Origin of the sequence: Streptomyces sp. CC224B (assembly GCF_030010595.1) — a bacterium.
Classification (GTDB): Bacteria; Actinomycetota; Actinomycetes; order Streptomycetales; family Streptomycetaceae; genus Streptomyces; species Streptomyces longispororuber.
Map to the genome: position 1 here is coordinate 1 of NZ_JASCXL010000028.1, position 17,638 is coordinate 17,638.

The 17,638-nt window shown below is 71.6% G+C and carries 17 protein-coding genes and 5 tRNA genes; 17 read left to right on the plus strand and 5 right to left on the minus strand.

Annotated elements, in window-relative coordinates; genetic code table 11:
* On the minus strand, positions 1–2,250 hold a 2,250-nt coding region (locus tag QK440_RS13670), incomplete at its 3' end, for a nitrate- and nitrite sensing domain-containing protein (protein WP_282793349.1).
* Positions 2,251–2,782: 532 nt separating this feature from the next.
* On the opposite strand from QK440_RS13670, the gene QK440_RS13675 reads away from it, so the two are divergent.
* The 9 genes from QK440_RS13675 (at position 2,783) to QK440_RS13715 (ending at position 7,034) form a co-directional block, all read left to right on the plus strand.
* The gene (locus QK440_RS13675) at positions 2,783–2,989 is read left to right on the plus strand and encodes a hypothetical protein (RefSeq protein WP_282793419.1); all 207 of its coding nucleotides are present in this window, start codon (positions 2,783–2,785) and stop codon (positions 2,987–2,989) included.
* A gap of 156 nt (positions 2,990–3,145) precedes the next feature.
* Positions 3,146–3,922, plus strand: a complete 777-nt coding sequence (locus tag QK440_RS13680) for a fumarylacetoacetate hydrolase family protein (protein WP_282793350.1) — start codon at positions 3,146–3,148, stop codon at positions 3,920–3,922.
* Positions 3,915–5,402 carry a glutamate--tRNA ligase gene (gltX, locus tag QK440_RS13685; RefSeq protein WP_282793351.1) on the plus strand — a complete coding sequence of 496 codons (1,488 nt, stop codon included), beginning with the start codon at positions 3,915–3,917 and terminating at the stop codon, positions 5,400–5,402. The genes QK440_RS13680 and gltX overlap by 8 nt, the downstream gene beginning before the upstream one ends.
* Positions 5,403–5,652: 250 nt before the next feature.
* Positions 5,653–6,378 carry an HAD family hydrolase gene (locus QK440_RS13690; protein WP_282793352.1) on the plus strand — a complete coding sequence of 242 codons (726 nt, stop codon included), beginning with the start codon at positions 5,653–5,655 and terminating at the stop codon, positions 6,376–6,378.
* A gap of 87 nt (positions 6,379–6,465) precedes the next feature.
* Positions 6,466–6,537, plus strand: a tRNA-Gln gene (locus tag QK440_RS13695).
* A 57-nt stretch (positions 6,538–6,594) separates the two neighbouring features.
* Positions 6,595–6,667: transfer RNA gene (locus tag QK440_RS13700), tRNA-Glu, on the plus strand.
* 86 nt (positions 6,668–6,753) lie between these two features.
* Positions 6,754–6,826 (plus strand) — tRNA-Glu (locus tag QK440_RS13705).
* A gap of 20 nt (positions 6,827–6,846) precedes the next feature.
* A tRNA-Gln gene (locus QK440_RS13710) sits at positions 6,847–6,918 on the plus strand.
* Positions 6,919–6,961: 43 nt separating this feature from the next.
* Positions 6,962–7,034: transfer RNA gene (locus QK440_RS13715), tRNA-Glu, on the plus strand.
* Between the two features lie 74 nt (positions 7,035–7,108).
* On the opposite strand, the gene QK440_RS13720 is transcribed toward QK440_RS13715, so the two are convergent.
* Positions 7,109–7,753, minus strand: a complete 645-nt coding sequence (locus QK440_RS13720) for a MerR family transcriptional regulator (RefSeq protein ID WP_282793353.1) — start codon at positions 7,751–7,753, stop codon at positions 7,109–7,111.
* Positions 7,754–7,872: 119 nt separating this feature from the next.
* Between QK440_RS13720 and QK440_RS13725 the strand changes: the two genes are divergently transcribed.
* A complete protein-coding gene (locus tag QK440_RS13725; RefSeq protein WP_282793412.1) occupies positions 7,873–8,430 on the plus strand; it encodes a DUF4188 domain-containing protein in 558 nt (185 codons plus the stop codon).
* A gap of 343 nt (positions 8,431–8,773) precedes the next feature.
* On the opposite strand, the gene ndgR is transcribed toward QK440_RS13725, so the two are convergent.
* Positions 8,774–9,490 carry an IclR family transcriptional regulator NdgR gene (gene ndgR / locus QK440_RS13730; RefSeq protein ID WP_282793354.1) on the minus strand — a complete coding sequence of 239 codons (717 nt, stop codon included), beginning with the start codon at positions 9,488–9,490 and terminating at the stop codon, positions 8,774–8,776.
* 187 nt (positions 9,491–9,677) lie between these two features.
* Here ndgR and leuC point away from each other — a divergent pair, with 187 nt between their 5' ends.
* The 4 genes from leuC to QK440_RS13750 all read left to right on the plus strand — a co-directional run bounded on the left by leuC (position 9,678) and on the right by QK440_RS13750 (position 13,093).
* Positions 9,678–11,102 carry a 3-isopropylmalate dehydratase large subunit gene (gene leuC / locus QK440_RS13735; RefSeq protein ID WP_282793355.1) on the plus strand — a complete coding sequence of 475 codons (1,425 nt, stop codon included), beginning with the start codon at positions 9,678–9,680 and terminating at the stop codon, positions 11,100–11,102.
* Between the two features lie 6 nt (positions 11,103–11,108).
* A complete protein-coding gene (gene leuD / locus QK440_RS13740) occupies positions 11,109–11,702 on the plus strand; it encodes a 3-isopropylmalate dehydratase small subunit (RefSeq protein ID WP_282793356.1) in 594 nt (197 codons plus the stop codon).
* Between the two features lie 270 nt (positions 11,703–11,972).
* Positions 11,973–12,209 (plus strand): hypothetical protein, encoded by a 237-nt coding sequence (locus QK440_RS13745; protein ID WP_282793357.1) that lies wholly within the window; start codon positions 11,973–11,975, stop codon positions 12,207–12,209.
* A gap of 161 nt (positions 12,210–12,370) precedes the next feature.
* The gene (locus tag QK440_RS13750; protein ID WP_282793358.1) at positions 12,371–13,093 is read left to right on the plus strand and encodes an HU family DNA-binding protein; all 723 of its coding nucleotides are present in this window, start codon (positions 12,371–12,373) and stop codon (positions 13,091–13,093) included.
* 175 nt (positions 13,094–13,268) lie between these two features.
* On the opposite strand, the gene QK440_RS13755 is transcribed toward QK440_RS13750, so the two are convergent.
* Both QK440_RS13755 and cofC read right to left on the minus strand, forming a co-directional pair.
* Positions 13,269–13,472: a hypothetical protein gene (locus QK440_RS13755; RefSeq protein WP_030676060.1), complete on the minus strand. Its 204-nt coding sequence runs from the start codon at positions 13,470–13,472 to the stop codon at positions 13,269–13,271.
* Between the two features lie 14 nt (positions 13,473–13,486).
* Entirely contained in the window at positions 13,487–14,122 is a 636-nt protein-coding gene (cofC, locus tag QK440_RS13760) for a 2-phospho-L-lactate guanylyltransferase (protein ID WP_282793359.1), read from the minus strand.
* Between the two features lie 208 nt (positions 14,123–14,330).
* On the opposite strand from cofC, the gene QK440_RS13765 reads away from it, so the two are divergent.
* The 3 genes from QK440_RS13765 (at position 14,331) to QK440_RS13775 (ending at position 17,569) form a co-directional block, all read left to right on the plus strand.
* Entirely contained in the window at positions 14,331–15,185 is an 855-nt protein-coding gene (locus tag QK440_RS13765; protein WP_282793360.1) for a lysophospholipid acyltransferase family protein, read from the plus strand.
* Positions 15,182–16,189 (plus strand): NAD(P)H-dependent glycerol-3-phosphate dehydrogenase, encoded by a 1,008-nt coding sequence (locus tag QK440_RS13770; RefSeq protein WP_282793361.1) that lies wholly within the window; start codon positions 15,182–15,184, stop codon positions 16,187–16,189. Before QK440_RS13765 ends, QK440_RS13770 begins: the two co-directional genes overlap by 4 nt.
* A gap of 201 nt (positions 16,190–16,390) precedes the next feature.
* Complete coding sequence (locus tag QK440_RS13775) at positions 16,391–17,569, plus strand: D-alanine--D-alanine ligase family protein (RefSeq protein ID WP_282793362.1); 1,179 nt, start codon at positions 16,391–16,393, stop codon at positions 17,567–17,569.
* Positions 17,570–17,638 lie beyond the last annotated feature (69 nt).

Sequence of the window (17,638 nt, forward strand, 5' to 3'; positions counted from 1 at the left end):
CCCCCCCCCGGGGGGGCGCCCACCGCGGCGGGCGGCGGCGGCACCCGCGGCGGCCTGGGCCGCGGCCGGGCCGCCGGTCGGGGCCGGGGCGCCCGGCTTGCCCGGGACCTTCTTGCCCTGGGCGACGTCCACGGGGAGCATGACCAGCGCGGTCGTACCACCGGAGTCGGAGGGCCGGAGCTGGATGCGGATGCCGTGGCGCTGCGAGAGGCGGCCGACCACGAACAGGCCCATGCGGCGGGAGACGGAGACGTCCACGGTGGGTGGCGACGCGAGCCGCTCGTTGATCGCGGCGAGGTCCTCGGGGGAGAGGCCGATGCCGGTGTCGTGGATCTCGATGAGCACGCGGCCGTCGGGCAGCGCGTGCCCGGTGACCTTGACCTTCGTCTGCGGCGATGAGAACGAGGTGGCGTTCTCGAGCAGCTCGGCGAGGAGGTGCACGAGGTCGTTGACGACGCGTCCGGCGACCTCGGTCCCGGGCACCGAGGACAGCTCGATGCGCTCGTACTGCTCCACCTCGGAGGCGGCGGCGCGGAGCACGTCGACGAGCGGCACGGGCCGCGTCCAGCGGCGGCCGGGCTCCTCACCCGCGAGCACGAGGAGGTTCTCGCCGTTACGGCGCATGCGGGTCGCGAGGTGGTCGAGCTTGAACAGCGAGGAGAGCTGGTCCGGGTCGGCCTCGCGGGACTCCAGCTCGGAGATGAGCGAGAGCTGACGCTGGATGAGGCCCTGCGAACGCCGCGAGAGGTTGGTGAACATCGCGTTGACGTTGCCCCGCAGGAGGGCCTGCTCGGCGGCGAGGCGGACCGCCTCGCGGTGCACGTCGTCGAAGGCCGCGGCCACCTGGCCGATCTCGTCCCGGGAGTGCACACCGACGGACTCCACGGACGTGTCGACGTCCTGCGGGTCGGACTCGGAGAGCTGCTTGACCAGCTCGGGCAGGCGGTCCTGGGCGACCTTGGTGGCGGTGTCCTGGAGCCGGCGCAGCGAGCGGATCATGGACCGCGCCACCACGAAGGCGCCGACGAGCGACACACCGAGCACGACGAGGATGAGCGCACCGTTGAGGATCGCCTGCTGCTCGGACTCGTTCCGCAGCGAGCGGGCCTTCTGCTCCATCTCGTCGAGCAGCGTCAGCTCGATGTTGGTCATCGCCTGGATCTTGGTGGAGTCGGAGTCCACCCAGTCCTTGTAGGAGCGCTTGCCGCGCAGCTTGATGCCGTTGGGCTGCTCCAGGACGCGCTGGGCGTAGGCGTCGGCGCTCTGGATCGTGGCGTTGCCGCGGCTGATCGGGGTGAGCAGCTTCGCGCCGTCGCCGACGTAGATCCGGTTGAAGGACTGGAGCTCGTCGTTCTCCTTCTCGAACGCCGTCAGGGCGTAGCGGCGGTCGAGGTCGGAGAGCTTGCCGAACTCGCGGTTGTTCGGGGGCAGCGCGGCCGCGATGACGGCCCGCTGCACGGACGCGAACTCCTTGGCGGAGGAGAAGGCCGCCAGGGCGCGGGTGCGCTGGATCATGTCCGGGTTGCTGGTCGCCTGCGCCATGTCCTCGGAGAGCGCGAGGAGCTGCTGGATGAGCTGGCTGTAGGCGTCGACCGTCTGCGAGGACGGGGAGTCCTTCTTGTACGCGTCCCGGCGTACGTCCTTGATCTTCTGGAGCTGCCGGGTGATCTGGACCGTGTTCTGCCGGATGCCGAGGAAGCCCTTGTCACCGTCGCTGTTGTCGATGTCCTGGGTGCCGGCGAGGAAGTTCCGGTAGGCGCGGTCCGTCTTCTCGCGGACGCTCTTGACGGTGAAGTCGGAGTCGCTGGCGCCGTGCGCGAGCGGGCCCGCCGACTGGTCGCGCTCCTCCTGGAGCGCGGCGGCCAACCGGGTGGCGTCCTCCGTCAGGTCGGTCAGCAGCTTCATGTTGTCGAGCTGCTGGATCTCGTCCATCGACGAGTTGATGCGCAGGGCACCCAGCGAGGTCGCCGTGATGACGGGCAGGGCGAGGAGGGACACCAGACGAGTCGAGATGCGCCAGTTGCGCAGGGCTATTCGTGAGCCGGGCCCGGGGGGTGTTCTGGACCCCTTCGGCTTGGTCCCGTCCGTGGACGGACCGCCCGGCGCACCCGGGCGGACGGCGTTGGGGCCGCCGTCGCCGGACTGCACCTGTCCGGGGTTCTGGGCGTGCTGGGCCGAGGAGCCGCGGTCACTTCCGCCGCGCTCCGGCTCCGCCGCAGCGCTGCCATCCCTCTTGAAACGTCCCTGCACTAGCGTCGCAACCTCTGGACCAGGCGTTCCACCGCGTGGACGGCGGAACGGTGTCGGAGTCGTGGGCGTCAGGCGCCCCATGGTGGTCGTGAGACCGGCGCTGCTCCCCCTTCCCGCCGCTCTCGGCGCTGCGTCGCGCCCTGTGCGCCGGTTCGATCCCGCGGCGGTCCCGGGAATTCCAGCACAGTGCCGGATCTCCAACAAGGCCCGTGGTTCGGGGCACGGCTCCCGTGACAGCACGTGAGGAACGTGTCACCGGACGTAGAAAGCGAAGTCGCTTATACCGGACTTTCCGGTACGAGACGCATGGAGGAAAGCGGTGTCCCAGTCTTCATGATCAGGAGCGGAATAGGTGCTTCAGGGGTGCATTGTCCGATTCCAAGGCCCCGATGGTCCGCCTGAATTGACCCAATTGTCCGGTCGCTCGTGAGCAAACTCACATGAAGATCATGGCCTCTTCTCGACATTGCGCGGGAATTGAATGTTTAGCCTGACGCTTTACAGGGATGGGGAATCCGACAACCGGCGTCCTTTGGGTGGCGCCCCGATCGACAGGGCCGAGCAGCAGATGAAGTCCACGACGATGTTCCGCAACATAGCCAACCCGCGCCGCACCACCCTGGCGCACCTCAAGGACGCCGACGACCTGAAGCCGGCCCCCGAGCAGCCGGAGCACCCCGTCGAACTCCCCACCCAGACGGCCAACCCCAAGCGCACCATCCTCATGGAAGCCCCCTAGGGGCAACGCACCTCCCACGCGCGGCGGCGAGCCGCGGAGCGGTGGCGGAAGCGGCAGAGAAAGCGGCCGAAAAAGCGGTCGAAAAGGGGCAGAGGGGCGAAGCCCCCTAGACTGGCCGCACCAGACCACCCCGTAGCTGCAAAGGGCACCGCTCACGTGCGTATCGCCAGGTTCTCCATCGACGGCAACGTCGCCTTCGGCGCGGTCGAGGGCGACAAGCCGGACGAGCTCGTCGTCGACATCATCAAGGGCAGTCCGTACGGCGACTTCGAGCTGAGCGGCGTGAAGGTCCCGCTGAGCAAGGTCCGGCTCCTCGCCCCCGTCATCGGCCACAAGATCGTGGCCTTCGGGCGGAACTACGCGGCCCACGCCGAGGAACTCGGCAACGAGGTGCCCGACGCCCCGTTCGCCTTCTTCAAGCCCGCCACCTCCATGATCGGCTCCGGCGACGCCATCCAGTACCCGCCGTTCTCCGAGGAGCTGCACCACGAGGCGGAGCTGGCCGTCGTCATCGGCCGCATGTGCCGCGAGGTCCCGCGCGAGCGCGTCAAGGACGTCGTCTACGGCTACACCTGCGCCAACGACGTCACCGCCCGCGACGTGCAGCGGCGCGAGAAGCAGTGGGCGCGGGCCAAGGGCTTCGACACGTCCTGCCCGCTCGGCCCCTGGGTGGAGACGGAGCTCGACCCGGGCGACCTGACGATCCAGTGCACGGTCAACGGCCACCAGCGCCAGCTCGGCCGCACCTCCCAGATGATCCACTCCGTCGAGGACCTGGTCGTCAACATCTCCGAGGCCATGACGCTGCTGCCCGGCGACGTCATCCTCACCGGCACCCCCGAGGGGGTCGGCCCCCTCACCGTCGGCGACGAGGTCGCCGTCACCATCGAAGGCATCGGCACTCTCACCAACAAGGTGATCAAGCGTGGCTAACGCGACTCCCGGCAGCGCTGTCCGGGTACGTTTCTGTCCCTCCCCGACCGGCAACCCCCACGTGGGCCTGGTCCGCACCGCCCTGTTCAACTGGGCGTTCGCCCGGCACAACAAGGGCACCCTGGTCTTCCGCATCGAGGACACGGACGCCGCCCGCGACTCCGAGGAGTCGTACGAGCAGCTCCTGGACTCCATGCGCTGGCTGGGCCTCGACTGGGACGAGGGCCCCGAGGTCGGCGGCCCGCACGCGCCGTACCGCCAGTCGCAGCGCATGGACATCTACCGGGACGTCGCCGCCAAGCTGGTCGACGGCGGCTACGCCTACCCGTGCTACTGCACCACCGAGGAGCTCGACGCCCGCCGCGAGGCCGCCCGCGCCGCCGGCAGGCCGTCCGGCTACGACGGCACCTGCCGCGACCTCACCGCCGAGCAGAAGCAGGCGTACGAGGCCGAGGGCCGCAGCCACATCATCCGCTTCCGGATGCCGGACGAGGCGACCACCTTCACGGACCTGGTCCGCGGCGAGATCACCGTCCAGGCCGAGAACGTCACCGACTACGGCATCGTCCGCGCCAACGGCGCCCCGCTGTACACGCTGGTCAACCCGGTCGACGACGCCCTGATGGAGATCACCCACGTCCTGCGCGGCGAGGACCTGCTCTCCTCCACCCCGCGCCAGATCGCGCTCTACAAGGCGCTGATCGAGCTGGGCGTCGCCAAGGAGATCCCCGCCTTCGGCCACCTGCCGTACGTCATGGGCGAGGGCAACAAGAAGCTCTCCAAGCGCGACCCGCAGGCGAGCCTCAACCTCTACCGCGAGCGCGGCTTCCTGCCCGAGGGCCTGCTCAACTACCTCTCCCTGCTCGGCTGGTCGTTCTCCGCCGACCAGGACGTCTTCACGATCGACCAGATGATCGCGAAGTTCGACCTCGCGGACGTGAACTCCAACCCGGCCCGCTTCGACCTGAAGAAGGCCGAGGCGATCAACGCCGACCACATCCGCATGCTGGACGTGCAGGCGTTCGCCGCCGCCTGCGAGCCGTGGCTGAAGGCCCCGCACGCCCCGTGGGCCCCCGAGGACTTCGACCCGGCGGCCTGGGCGGCCATCGCGCCGCACGCGCAGAGCCGCGTGAAGGTCCTCTCCGAGATCACGGACAACGTCGACTTCCTGTTCCTGCCGGAGCCGGTCTTCGACGAGGCCTCCTGGACCAAGGCCATGAAGGAGGGCTCCGACGCCCTGCTGCGCACCGCCCGCGCCAAGCTGGAGGCGGCGGACTGGTCGTCCCCGGAGTCCCTCAAGGAGGCCGTCCTTGCCGCCGGCGAGGAGCACGGCCTCAAGCTGGGCAAGGCCCAGGCCCCCGTCCGCGTGGCCGTCACCGGCCGCACGGTCGGCCTGCCCCTCTTCGAGTCCCTGGAGATCCTCGGCAAGGACCGCGCGCTGGCGCGCGTCGACGCGGCCCTGGCGAAGCTGACCGCGTGACGCCCCCGCCCTGAGGCGCCCGAAGGGCCCGGAAGCCACCCCGGCTTCCGGGCCCTTCGCGTACGCCGCCCAAGGGCTCAGGCGCCGTCCGGCCGGGGCCCGGGTTGCACCCCTCCTGCCGACGGGCGGTGCGGGCTACTGTCGGAGACATGCCGATCAAAGCCGTGGTCTGGGACGTGGACACTGTGTTTTGCGGGGGATGACCCCCGGACCCCCAGCCGGTAGGGCGCTGCAGGCTACTGTCGGAGACATGCCGATCAAAGCCGTGGTCTGGGACGTGGACGACACACTTTTCGACTACGCCACCGCCGATCTCACGGGCATGCGCGCCCACCTCGCCGCCGAGGACCTCCTCGGCCGGTACGACAGCGCCGAGCGGGCCCTGGCCCTGTGGAAGGAGACCACCGACCGGCACTGGGCGCGCTTCAGCGCCGGGGAGGTGGGGTTCGAGGGCCAGCGCCGCGACCGCGTGCGCGACTTCCTGGGCGCCGCGCTCGACGACGCGGAGGCCGACGCCTGGTTCGGCCGCTACCTCGTGCACTACGAGACCGCCTGGGCCCTCTTCCCGGACACCCTGCCGGCCCTCGACGCCCTGGCCCAGGACTACCGGCACGCGGTCCTGTCCAACTCGGCCCTCTGCGTGCAGGAGCGCAAACTCTCCGTGCTCGGCCTCGGCGACCGCTTCGAGGCCGTCCTGTGCGCCGCCGACCTCGGCGTCTCCAAGCCGCACCCCGAGGCCTTCCGCGCGGCGTGCGCGGCGCTCGGCCTCGCCGCCGAGGAGATCGCGTACGTGGGCGACCAGCCGGAGATCGACGCCTGCGGCGCCCGCGACGCGGGACTGCTCGGCATCTGGCTCGACCGCAACGGCACGCCCGGCGCCGGTCCCCCGGGCGTCCACCGCATCACGAGCCTCACGGAGCTCCCCGCGCTGCTGCGCTCCGATACCCGTTTTGGAGCGCCGTCCACCTTCGGGTAATGTTCTTCCTGCGCCGCCCGAGAGGGCCGAAAGGTCCGGCCGGGAAGCGCAACCGGAACAGAAACCCTCCCAGGGGTTGCGTTCCAATGGCCTATGGTGTAATTGGCAGCACGACTGATTCTGGTTCAGTTAGTCTTGGTTCGAGTCCAGGTAGGCCAGCTCGCAGAGCTCATCTGCAACCGCGGTTGTCGTCTCGTAAGACACAGCATCCGCAAAGCCCCCGTTGTGTAGCGGCCTAGCACGCTGCCCTCTCAAGGCAGTAGCGCCGGTTCGAATCCGGTCGGGGGTACAGATCCATCCCGCGTGGACGGTAGGGGTAGCTCCCCCCGACCTCGCGGTGACATCGCCCGGCGACTGCCGGGCGGGATCGCTAGGGCCCCCGTTGTGTAGCGGCCTAGCACGCCGCCCTCTCAAGGCGGTAGCGCCGGTTCGAATCCGGTCGGGGGTACAAACTGGTCTAAACCACATTGGTCTATGGTGTAATTGGCAGCACGACTGATTCTGGTTCAGTTAGTCTAGGTTCGAGTCCTGGTAGACCAGCTCGGATCTGCGGCGGTGCGGTTCGCCCGCCCGCAAGATCCTCGCCCCCGTTGTGTAGCGGCCTAGCACGCCGCCCTCTCAAGGCGGTAGCGCCGGTTCGAATCCGGTCGGGGGTACGTGTCCGAAGGGGCCTTCACCACGGTGAGGGCCCCTTCGGTGTGTCCCGCCCCCCGGGGCCCGGACCCCGCGCCTACTCGATGCCGTACCGCCGCGTCGACTCCTCCTCCTGAGCCAGCCGGTGCAGCGCCCGCAGCACCGGCTCGAAGAGCACCGCGGACGCCACCGCCGTCTCCACCCGCTCCGCCTCCGACGCCTGCGCCTCCAGCGAGTCGAGGTCCAGGCGCGCCGCCGCGTGCATCAACTCCGCGTACGGCGCCAGGCGTTCGGCGTCCCAGCCGTAGCCGAGCCGGTTCAGCGTCGCCACCGCCACCACCAGGGAGCGGTGCACCGGGGACAGGGCGCCGACCTCCCGCGCGGCGTCCCAGCCGAGCAGCGTGAGCAGCCGGTCCACCTCGGCGCGCGCGGCGGGCACCGCGGGGTCCTCCTCGTCCGGCTCGGGGCCCTGCGGCAGCGCCCACAGCGCCGCGCCCAGCCGGATCGTGCGCCCCAGGGACTCGTCGTCCACGTGCCCCAGGACCTCCCTGGCCTTGGCCACCGGCACCCGGCCCACCTGGATCAGCGCCCGCACCAGGCGCAGCCGGCGCAGATGGCCGTCGTCGTACTCGGCCGTCGTCGCGTTGACCTGACGACCGGGCGGCACCAGGCCCTCCCGCAGGTAGTACTTGATCGTCGCGGTCGACACCCCGCTGCGCTCGCTCAACTCGGCCAGCCGCATCCCTTGCGCCTTTCGTCAGGTAGCGGCACTATCCAAACATGGGCGGTCGGATAGTGCCGCTCGCCAAGGAGCTCGCCGCGGGGGTCCCGTACAGCGAGCCCGTACGACAGGGGGGACGTATGCCGAGGAACTCCGTCACCGTCGGCCGTACCACCGCGAACGCCGAGGGGGAGGTGGTGGTGCTGCTGATCGGCATGCGCATCAACCGCTTCCGGGCCGTGCGCCACTGGCTGCCGGTGATGCTCGCGATGCAGCGCATGCTGAGGGAGTTGGGGCGCGACCGGAGCCTGGGCCTGCTCGGGCACGTGCTGCTCACGGCGTCGCCGCGGACGTACTACGTCGTCCAGTACTGGGAGTCGAAGGAGAAGCTGTACGCGTACGCGCACTCGCCGCGGATGCTCCACCACAAGGTGTGGGCGGCCCTCAACCGCAAGCAGCGCGCGGGCAAGGCGCGTGGACACGTGGGCATCTGGCACGAGGCGTACGTCGTGCCGGAGGGCGCGTACGAGGCGGTCTACGCGGACATGCCCGCCTTCGGCCTCGCCGCGGCGCACGGGCGGATACCGGTGGAGCGGCGCGGGCAGCGGGCGAAGGACCGGTTCGCGCACCGGTCGGGTGCGGGCGCCGGGGCCACCGGGGCCCCCGAGGCCGAGGGGGCGGGTGCGGCGACGGGCTGACCGGGCCTGCGGGGGCAGGGGTGCCTTGGGGGGGGGAGCGCCCCGGCGGGCTCGTGCCGTCTAGCGGCCCGACAGGGGAGTGCCGCGGGCGGGGCGTCCCGGCGGGCGTGTGCGGAGGGGGAGGGGGAGGGGGCGGGCCCGTCGCGGTGCCGGGGCGGGGCCGGCCCCCCGGGAGGCGCGGGGGAGGGGGTGGGTGCGGCGACGGGCTGACCGGGCCTGCGGGGGCAGGGGGGGCGTCGCGCCGGGGAGGCGGGGGCGGGGTCCGGGGGAGGGGTGGAGGGAAGCGGGCCCGTCGCGGCGTTGGGGCGGGCCCGGTTCCGGGGGTGTGCGTGGGGGCGGTGGGTCAGTTGGTGCGGCGCAGGGCCTCGGAGAGGCGGCCGGCGGCGTCTATCACCGCTTGCGCGTGCATCCGGCCCGGGTGGCGGGTCAGGCGCTCGATCGGGCCGGAGACCGACACGGCGGCCACCACGCGGTTCGACGGGCCCCGCACCGGCGCGGACACCGAGGCCACGCCCGGCTCCCGCTCGCCGATCGACTGGGCCCAGCCGCGGCGGCGCACGCCGGAGAGGGCTGTCGCCGTGAACCGCGCGCCCTGCAGGCCCCGGTGCAGCCGCTCCGGCTCCTCCCAGGCCATGAGGATCTGCGCGGACGAGCCCGCCTTCATGGTGAGCGTCGAGCCGACCGGGACCGTGTCCCGCAGGCCGGACAGGCGCTCCGCCGCGGCCACGCAGATGCGCATGTCGCCCTGGCGGCGGTAGAGCTGCGCGCTCTCGCCGGTCACGTCCCGCAGGTGCGTGAGGACCGGGCCGGCCGTCGCCAGCAGGCGGTCCTCGCCCGCCGCCGCGGCCAGTTCGGCCAGGCGCGGGCCGAGGATGAAACGGCCCTGCATGTCCCGCGCCACCATCCGGTGGTGTTCCAGGGCCACGGCGAGCCTGTGCGCCGTGGGTCGTGCGAGCCCCGTGGCCGCGACCAGTCCCGCGAGGGTGGCCGGACCGGACTCCAGGGCGCTCAGGACAAGGGCCGCCTTGTCCAGAACGCCGACGCCGCTAGAGTTGTCCATGCAACGATACTCGCGTCTCACTCTGTGAAACGCAAGTTCACATTTCCCAGGAACCCGCCACTCTGGAGAAGCGCTCCGCGGACCGGCGGACACGCGGCCGACGTCCGGCATGCGGTACGGGGACACGTCGTCGGCGAACAGATTCTCCTAGTTGGGCCGGCGCGCGCCGCCGGCCGGAGGGAAAGCGATGGGTAGGACACTCGCGGAGAAGGTCTGGGACGACCACGTCGTCCGGCGCGCCGAGGGCGAGCCCGACCTCCTCTTCATCGATCTGCACCTCCTGCACGAGGTGACCAGCCCGCAGGCGTTCGACGGCCTCCGGCAGGCGGGACGGACGGTGCGGCGGCTCGACCTCACCATCGCCACGGAGGATCACAACACCCCCACCCTCGACATCGACAAGCCCATCGCCGACCCCGTCTCGCGCGCGCAGCTCGAGACGCTGCGCAAGAACTGCGCCGAGTTCGGCGTCCGGCTGCACCCGCTGGGCGACGTCGAGCAGGGCGTCGTCCACGTGGTGGGACCGCAGCTCGGGCTGACCCAGCCGGGCACCACCGTCGTCTGCGGCGACTCGCACACCTCCACCCACGGCGCGTTCGGCGCGCTGGCGTTCGGCATCGGCACCTCCCAGGTGGAGCACGTCCTCGCGACCCAGACCCTGCCGATGGCACGGCCCAGGACCATGGCCATCACCGTCGACGGCGAACTGCCCGAGGGCGTCACGGCCAAGGACCTCATCCTCGCCATCATCGCGAAGATCGGCACCGGCGGCGGCCAGGGCTACGTCATCGAGTACCGCGGCCCGGCCATCGAGAAACTCTCGATGGAGGCCCGCATGACCATCTGCAACATGTCCATCGAGGCCGGTGCCCGCGCCGGGATGATCGCGCCGGACGAGACCACGTTCGCCTACCTCAAGGACCGCGCCCACGCCCCCCGGGGCGAGGACTGGGACGCCGCCGTCGCCTACTGGAAGACGCTGCGCACCGACGACGACGCCGTCTTCGACGCCGAGGTCTACATCGACGCCGCGAGCCTGTCGCCGTTCGTCACCTGGGGCACCAACCCGGGCCAGGGCCTGCCCCTGTCCGCCGCCGTCCCCGACCCGGCCTCGTACGAGGACGCCTCGGAGCGCCTGGCCGCCGAAAAGGCCCTGGAGTACATGGGGTTGAGCGCCGGGCAGCCGCTGCGCGAGATCCGGGTCGACACCGTCTTCGTGGGCTCGTGCACCAACGGCCGCATCGAGGACCTGCGCTCGGCGGCCGCCGTGCTGAAGGGCCGCAAAGTCGCCGACGGCGTACGGATGCTGGTGGTGCCCGGCTCGGTACGGGTGGCGCTGCAGGCCGTGGAGGAGGGCCTGGACAAGGTCTTCACGGCCGCGGGGGCCGAATGGCGGCACGCGGGCTGCTCGATGTGCCTGGGCATGAACCCCGACCAGCTCGCGCCCGGCGAGCGCTCCGCCTCCACCTCCAACCGCAACTTCGAGGGCCGGCAGGGCAAGGGCGGCCGCACCCACCTGGTCTCGCCCCAGGTGGCCGCCGCGACCGCGGTGACCGGCCACCTGGCCGCGCCCGCCGACCTCACCGACGCCCCCGCGACCACCGGAGTCTGATCAGCCATGGAAGCCTTCACCACGCACACCGGCCGGGCCGTCCCGCTGCGCCGCAGCAACGTGGACACCGACCAGATCATCCCCGCCCACTGGCTGAAGAAGGTCACCCGCGACGGCTTCGAGGACGGCCTCTTCGAGGCCTGGCGCAAGGACCCCGATTTCGTGCTCAACCGGCCGGAGCGCCAGGGCGCCACCGTCCTGGTCGCCGGCCCCGACTTCGGCACCGGTTCCTCGCGCGAGCACGCCGTCTGGGCGCTGCAGAACTACGGCTTCAAGGCCGTCGTCTCCTCCCGCTTCGCCGACATCTTCCGCGGCAACTCGCTCAAGAACGGCCTGCTCACCGTGGTCCTCGAGCAGCGGACCGTGGACGCCCTGTGGGAGCTCACGGAGGCCGACCCGACCGCCGAGATCACCGTTGACCTGCACGATCGCCAAGTCCGCGCCCAGGGTGTGACGGCGGACTTCGAGCTCGACGAGAACGCCCGCTGGCGGCTGCTCAACGGCCTCGACGACATCAGCATCACGCTGCGGAACGAGGCGGACATCGCCGCCTTCGAGGCCCGCCGCCCCGCCCACAAGCCGAGCACCACGCAGGTCTGACCCCCGCGCCGAGCGGCCGGACGGGCCGCGCCCCACCCGATGTACCCCCAATCGTGGACGGTTGGGGGTACATCTGTGTCCGGGTACCGACGGGTCCCCTTTGCCCCCGGATGACCCGAAGGAGCCGTCCCAACTGCCTTGAACTGTAGGCCAGAAGAGGCCGGAAATAGCCTTGCACACAGTGGGTACAGGTATCCTCAGCGGGGCGGTTGAGCAGGGTAGTTACCCCCTGCGGAGGCGACAACTCGCCCCAGATGGCACAATCGGTGCATGGGACGCGACGACCAACTCGAGCTCTACGGGCTCGTCGCGGACCGGCTGAAGGAAGCGCACTCCCGGGTGCGCGCACTGCAAGTCCCGGAGGGCGTACGGATGGCGCTGGCCCGGAAGCTGCTGGTCATTACGGCCGCGGCCAAACACGATCTCGCCGACGCGGCAAGGCGTCTGGAGCGCCTGATGGCGTCCCTCGACGAAGCTGACGAGGGCCGTATCCCCGAAGGCGACTGAGCGGCAAGCCCCAACGGGCCCTCGCGGAACTCCCCGAGGGCCCAGGGCGTTGCGGCACAAGGGTGATTAGCCCGTTTCGTGTTTGATTTGCGGTATATATCTGCCTAACGTGCGAAAAAGCCTGGCGCATTCGCTCAGGCAATGTCTCCGAAGGGGAAGACGTGAACAAGGCGCAGCTCGTGGAAGCGATTGCCGACAAGCTCGGCGGCCGGCAGCAGGCCGCCGACGCGGTCGACGCGGTCCTGGACGCCATCGTCCGTGCCGTGGTCGGCGGTGACCGGGTTTCGGTCACCGGCTTCGGCTCGTTCGAGAAGGTCGACCGCCCCGCGCGGTACGCCCGCAACCCGCAGACCGGGGAGCGCGTGCGGGTCAAGAAGACGTCGGTGCCGCGCTTCCGCGCGGGCCAGGGCTTCAAGGACCTGGTGAGCGGCTCGAAGAAGCTGCCGAAGAACGATGTCGCGGTGAAGAAGGCGCCCAAGGGCAGCCTGACCGGCGGCGCTTCGGCGACGGTCAAGAAGGCCGCGGCCAAGAAGGCCACGACCGCCAAGAAGGCGGCCGCGAAGAAGACCACCGCCTCGTCGGCCGCGAAGAAGACCACGGCCAAGAAGGCCACGCCGGCGAAGAAGGCCACGACGGCGTCCTCGGCGACGAAGAAGGCCACCACCGCCAAGAAGGCGACGCCGGCCAAGAAGGCCACGACGGCGAAGAAGGCGGCGACCCCGGCGAAGAAGGCCGCGACGCCCGCCAAGAAGGCCGCCACCGCCAAGAAGACCGCGGCGAAGAAGGCCCCGGCCAAGAAGGCGACCGCCAAGAAGGCCCCCGCCAAGAAGTCGCCGGCGCGCAAGACCGCCACCGCCAAGAAGACCACCGCCCGCAAGCGCTGACGGCAGGTCCTGGGCACTCACGCGCCGGGCCGGGCTCCCCGTCGGGAGCCCGGCCCGCGGCGTGTGTGGGGCCCGCGGCACCCGGGAACGGGCGCCGCCCCCGTAGGCGCCCCGCGTAAGGGGGCCGAGGTAGGTGCCCCGCGTAAGGGGGCCGAGCGGCTGTCCGCCCCGCCGCTCAGAACGTCTGGAGCGTCACCAGCGTGATCCGGCGGGCCTCGCCCTCGCCGGTCACCTCGATCCGCACCCGCTGCCCCGGGCGCAGCAGCCGCAGCCCGCCCGCGTCGAACGCCGGCGCGTCGAAGGGCACCGGCGTGCCGTCGTCGAGCAGCACACTGCCCGTGCGGGTGTCGGAGTCGTACGTGTACGCGGTCGCCTGCATGCGCAGCAGCCTACTCAGTCCGGGATGAGCAGCCCGGCGGCCGCCGCGGCCGTGTGCGGGCCCACCCCGAGGGCGAGCGCGGCCCGCAGGTCGTCGCCGGTGTCCACGTCCTGGCGTACCGAATCCACACCGGTCAAGGGGAGTTCCACGGCCCCGGACGCCGCGTGCCGGGCCCGGGAATCGCGGCCGAAACGCGGACGCAATTCCGTGCCGGGGGACGCGCACAGCAAGGTGGTGCCGATTCCCGCGGCGTCCGGGAGAAAGGCGCGGGGAAATGCGGCGGCGCTCTCCAGGGCGCGCGCCAATTCACCGGGGCGAAGAGCGGGCAGATCGGCGTTCAGCGCCGCCACGGAAGCGTCGGGCCGGCCCGCGCGCACGGCGGCCGCACCGTGCGCGAGGGCGGCGTTGAGGCCCGCCCCCGGGGTGTCGGGGACGCCCCGGGCGCCGAGGGCGGCCAGGCCGCGGCGGGCGCGGGCGTCGTCCGTGACGACCACCACATCCCGTACCGCGGCGCAGGCCAGGGCGGCCGCCACGGTGTCCTCGGCGAAGGCCAGGGCGAGCGCGGGCCGCAGCGCGTCGCCCGCGGCGGGCGCGAGCCGGCTCTTGGCCCGCGCCAGGGGTTTGAGCGGTATCACCAGGGTCCAGTGCACGGGCGCTCCGTCCTTCGTGTCGGGGCCATTGTGGCGCGTGGGGAGCGGGGCCGCGGGGCCCGGGGTCCGCGAAATGGCCGGTCAGCGGGGTGCCGGGGCGGTGTGGGGGCGGTCGCCGTGGACGGGTGGGCGTACGGTGTTCTCGACAGGACGGCAGCCTGGGGCGACACTTGTGCGGCCGACCAGGCCTATGGAGGAAGGTGTCCGAGTGTCCCGCCGCAGAATCGGCTTCTGGTACCGCTTGGCGGCGGTGATCGCTAAACCGCCGCTGTTGGTTCTGTTCAAGCGGGACTGGCGCGGAATGCAGAACATCCCGGCCGACGGCGGTTTTATCACCGCCGTGAACCACAATTCGTATCTCGACCCGCTGGTGTACGCCCACTTCCAGTACAACACGGGACGGGTTCCGCGTTTCCTCGCCAAGCACGGCCTGTTCAGGAAGGGCTTCGTCGGGGCCGTCATGCGCGGCACCGGGCAGATCCCGGTCTACCGCGAGACGACCAACGCGCTCAGCGCGTTCCGCGCCGCGATCGAGGCCGTCGAGCGCGGCGAGTGCGTCGCCTTCTACCCCGAGGGCACCCTCACCCGCGACCCGGACCTGTGGCCCATGACGGGCAAGACCGGGGTCGCCCGCGTGGCCCTGCAGACCAGGTGCCCGGTGCTCCCCGTCGCCCAGTGGGGCGCCAACCACGTGCTCCCGCCGTACGCGAAGAAGCCCCGCCTGCTGCCGCGCAGGACCCACCACGTCCTGGTCGGCGAACCGGTGGACCTGGACCGCTTCTACGACAAGGAGATGACCCCCGAGCTCCTGAAGGAGGCCACGGAGGCCATCATGGCGGCCATCACCGCGCTCCTGGAGGAGCTGCGCGGCGAGAAGGCCCCGCAGAAGCGTTACGACCCGCGCGAGGCGCGGATCGCGCAGCGGCGCCAGGCGGCGCGGACGGCGCAGCCGGCCGGGGCCGGCCAGGCGCAGCCGTCGGCGGACGCCGCCGCCGACGAGGGCCCCAGCGGCCTTGCGGGGCAGGGAAGTTCGGAGCAGGGACGTCCGGAGGAGAGCAAGTGACCCGAACCCTGAAGGCCGCCGTCTTCGGAACCGGCTCGTGGGGGACGGCCTTCGGCATGGTCCTCGCCGACGCCGGCTGCGACGTCACGCTGTGGGGCCGCCGCGCCGAGCTCGCCGATGCGGTCAACTCCACCCGCACCAACCCGGACTACCTGCCGGGCGTCGAGCTGCCGCGGAACGTGCGCGCCACCACCGACCCCGCCGAGGCCGCCGACGGCGCCGACTTCACCGTGCTCGCCGTGCCCTCGCAGACCCTGCGCGCCAACCTGGCCGCCTGGACGCCGCTGCTCGCGCCCGACACCGTCCTCGTCTCCCTGATGAAGGGCGTCGAGCTCGGCTCCGCCATGCGGATGAGCGAGGTCATCGAGGACGTCACCAAGGCCGCCGCCGAGCGCGTCGCCGTGGTCACCGGGCCCAACCTCGCCCGCGAGATCGCCGCCCGGCAGCCCGCCGCGTCCGTCGTCGCCTGCTGCGACGAGGCCGTCGCCCAGCGCCTCCAGGCCGCCTGCCACACCGCGTACTTCCGGCCGTACACCAACACCGACGTGGTCGGCTGCGAGCTGGGCGGCGCCGTGAAGAACGTCATCGGCCTCGCCGTCGGCATCGCGGACGGCATGGGCCTCGGCGACAACACCAAGGGCTCGCTCATCACGCGCGGCCTCGCCGAGACCACCCGGCTCGGGCTGGCCATGGGCGCCGACCCGCTGACGTTCTCCGGGCTCGCGGGCCTCGGCGACCTGGTGGCCACCTGCTCCTCGCCGCTCTCCCGCAACCACACCTTCGGCACCAACCTCGGCAAGGGCATGACCCTGCAGGAGACCATCGCGGTCACCAAGCAGACCGCCGAGGGCGTCAAGTCCTGCGAGTCCGTGCTGGACCTGGCCCGGCGGCACGGGGTCGACATGCCCATCACGGAGACGGTCGTGGGCATCGTGCACGAGGGGACGCCACCTCCGGTGGCGCTCAAGGAGCTGATGTCCCGGAGCGCCAAGCCGGAACGCTAGGCGCGGTGCGCTGAGCGCTGTGCTCGGGCGGTCCGGAGGGCTGGGGCTGTTCCTTCGCCGCGGGTCGTCCGTGGCTGGCCGCGCAGTTCCCCGCGCCCCTGCGGGCGCTGCCGCGCGTCGTTTTCCGCGCCCCTTCGGGGCACTCCCGGGAGGCGCGGGGGCACTGACGTTGCCTGGGGCACCGGGTACGCTCAACGCGATATGAGCAGCGAGAACCTCCCCCAGCGCCCTGAGCCGAGCCCCGCGTCGGGTTCGGAGCCGTCCCGCAAGCCGCGTGTCGCCGTCGTGTTCGGCGGCCGCAGCTCGGAGCACGGGATCTCCGTCGTCACCGCCGGTGCCGTACTGCGTGCCATCGACCGCACCAAGTACGACGTGCTGCCCATCGGCATCACGGCGGACGGCCGCTGGGCCCTGACCGCCGACGCGCCCGAGCGGATGGCCATCACCGACCGCCAGGTGCCCAACGTCAGCGACCTCGCCGAGTCGGCCGAGGGCGGCGTCGTCCTGCCGCTCGACCCGGCCGACCGCGAAGTCGTCTACAGCGAGCCCGGCTCGGTGCCCAAGGCGCTCGGCGAGGTCGACGTCGTCTTCCCGGTGCTGCACGGCCCGTACGGCGAGGACGGCACCCTCCAGGGCCTCCTCGAACTGTCCGGTGTGCCGTACGTCGGCGCCGGTGTGCTCGCCTCGGCCGTCGGCCAGGACAAGGAGTACATGAAGCGCGTCTTCACCTCCTTCGGGCTGCCCGTCGGGCCGTACCTGGTGATCCGGCCGCGCCAGTGGGAGAACGACGAGAAGGCCGCCCGCGCGCGGATCGCGGACTTCGCGGGCGAGCACGGCTGGCCCCTGTTCATCAAGCCCGCGCGCGCGGGCTCCTCCATCGGCATCTCCAAGGTCGACTCCTTCGACGGCCTCGACGAGGCCATCGCGGAGGCCCGCCGCCACGACCCGAAGGTCATCGTGGAGGCCCTGCTGCGCGGCCGCGAGATCGAGTGCGGGGTCCTGGAGTTCGAGGACGGCCCGCGCGCGAGCGTGCCCGCCGAGATCCCGCCGGTGCAGGCGCACGACTACTACGACTTCGAGGCGAAGTACATCGACTCGACGCCCGGCATCGTGCCCGCCCCGCTCACGCCCGAGGAGACCGCCGAGGTCCAGCGGCTCGCCGTGGAGGCCTTCGAGGCCGCCTCCTGTGAGGGCCTGGTGCGCGCGGACTTCTTCCTCACGGAGGACGGGCGGTTCGTGATCAACGAGATCAACACCATGCCGGGCTTCACGCCCATCTCCATGTACCCGCAGATGTGGGAGAAGAGCGGCGTCGGCTACGCCGAGCTCGTCGACCGCCTGATCGAGGCGGCGCTGCGCCGCTCCACCGGGCTGCGCTAGCGGCGGCACGCAGGGGCGCCCCGCGCGACGCCCTCCGGGGGCGCCGCTACGCGATGCCTGCCCGGGGCG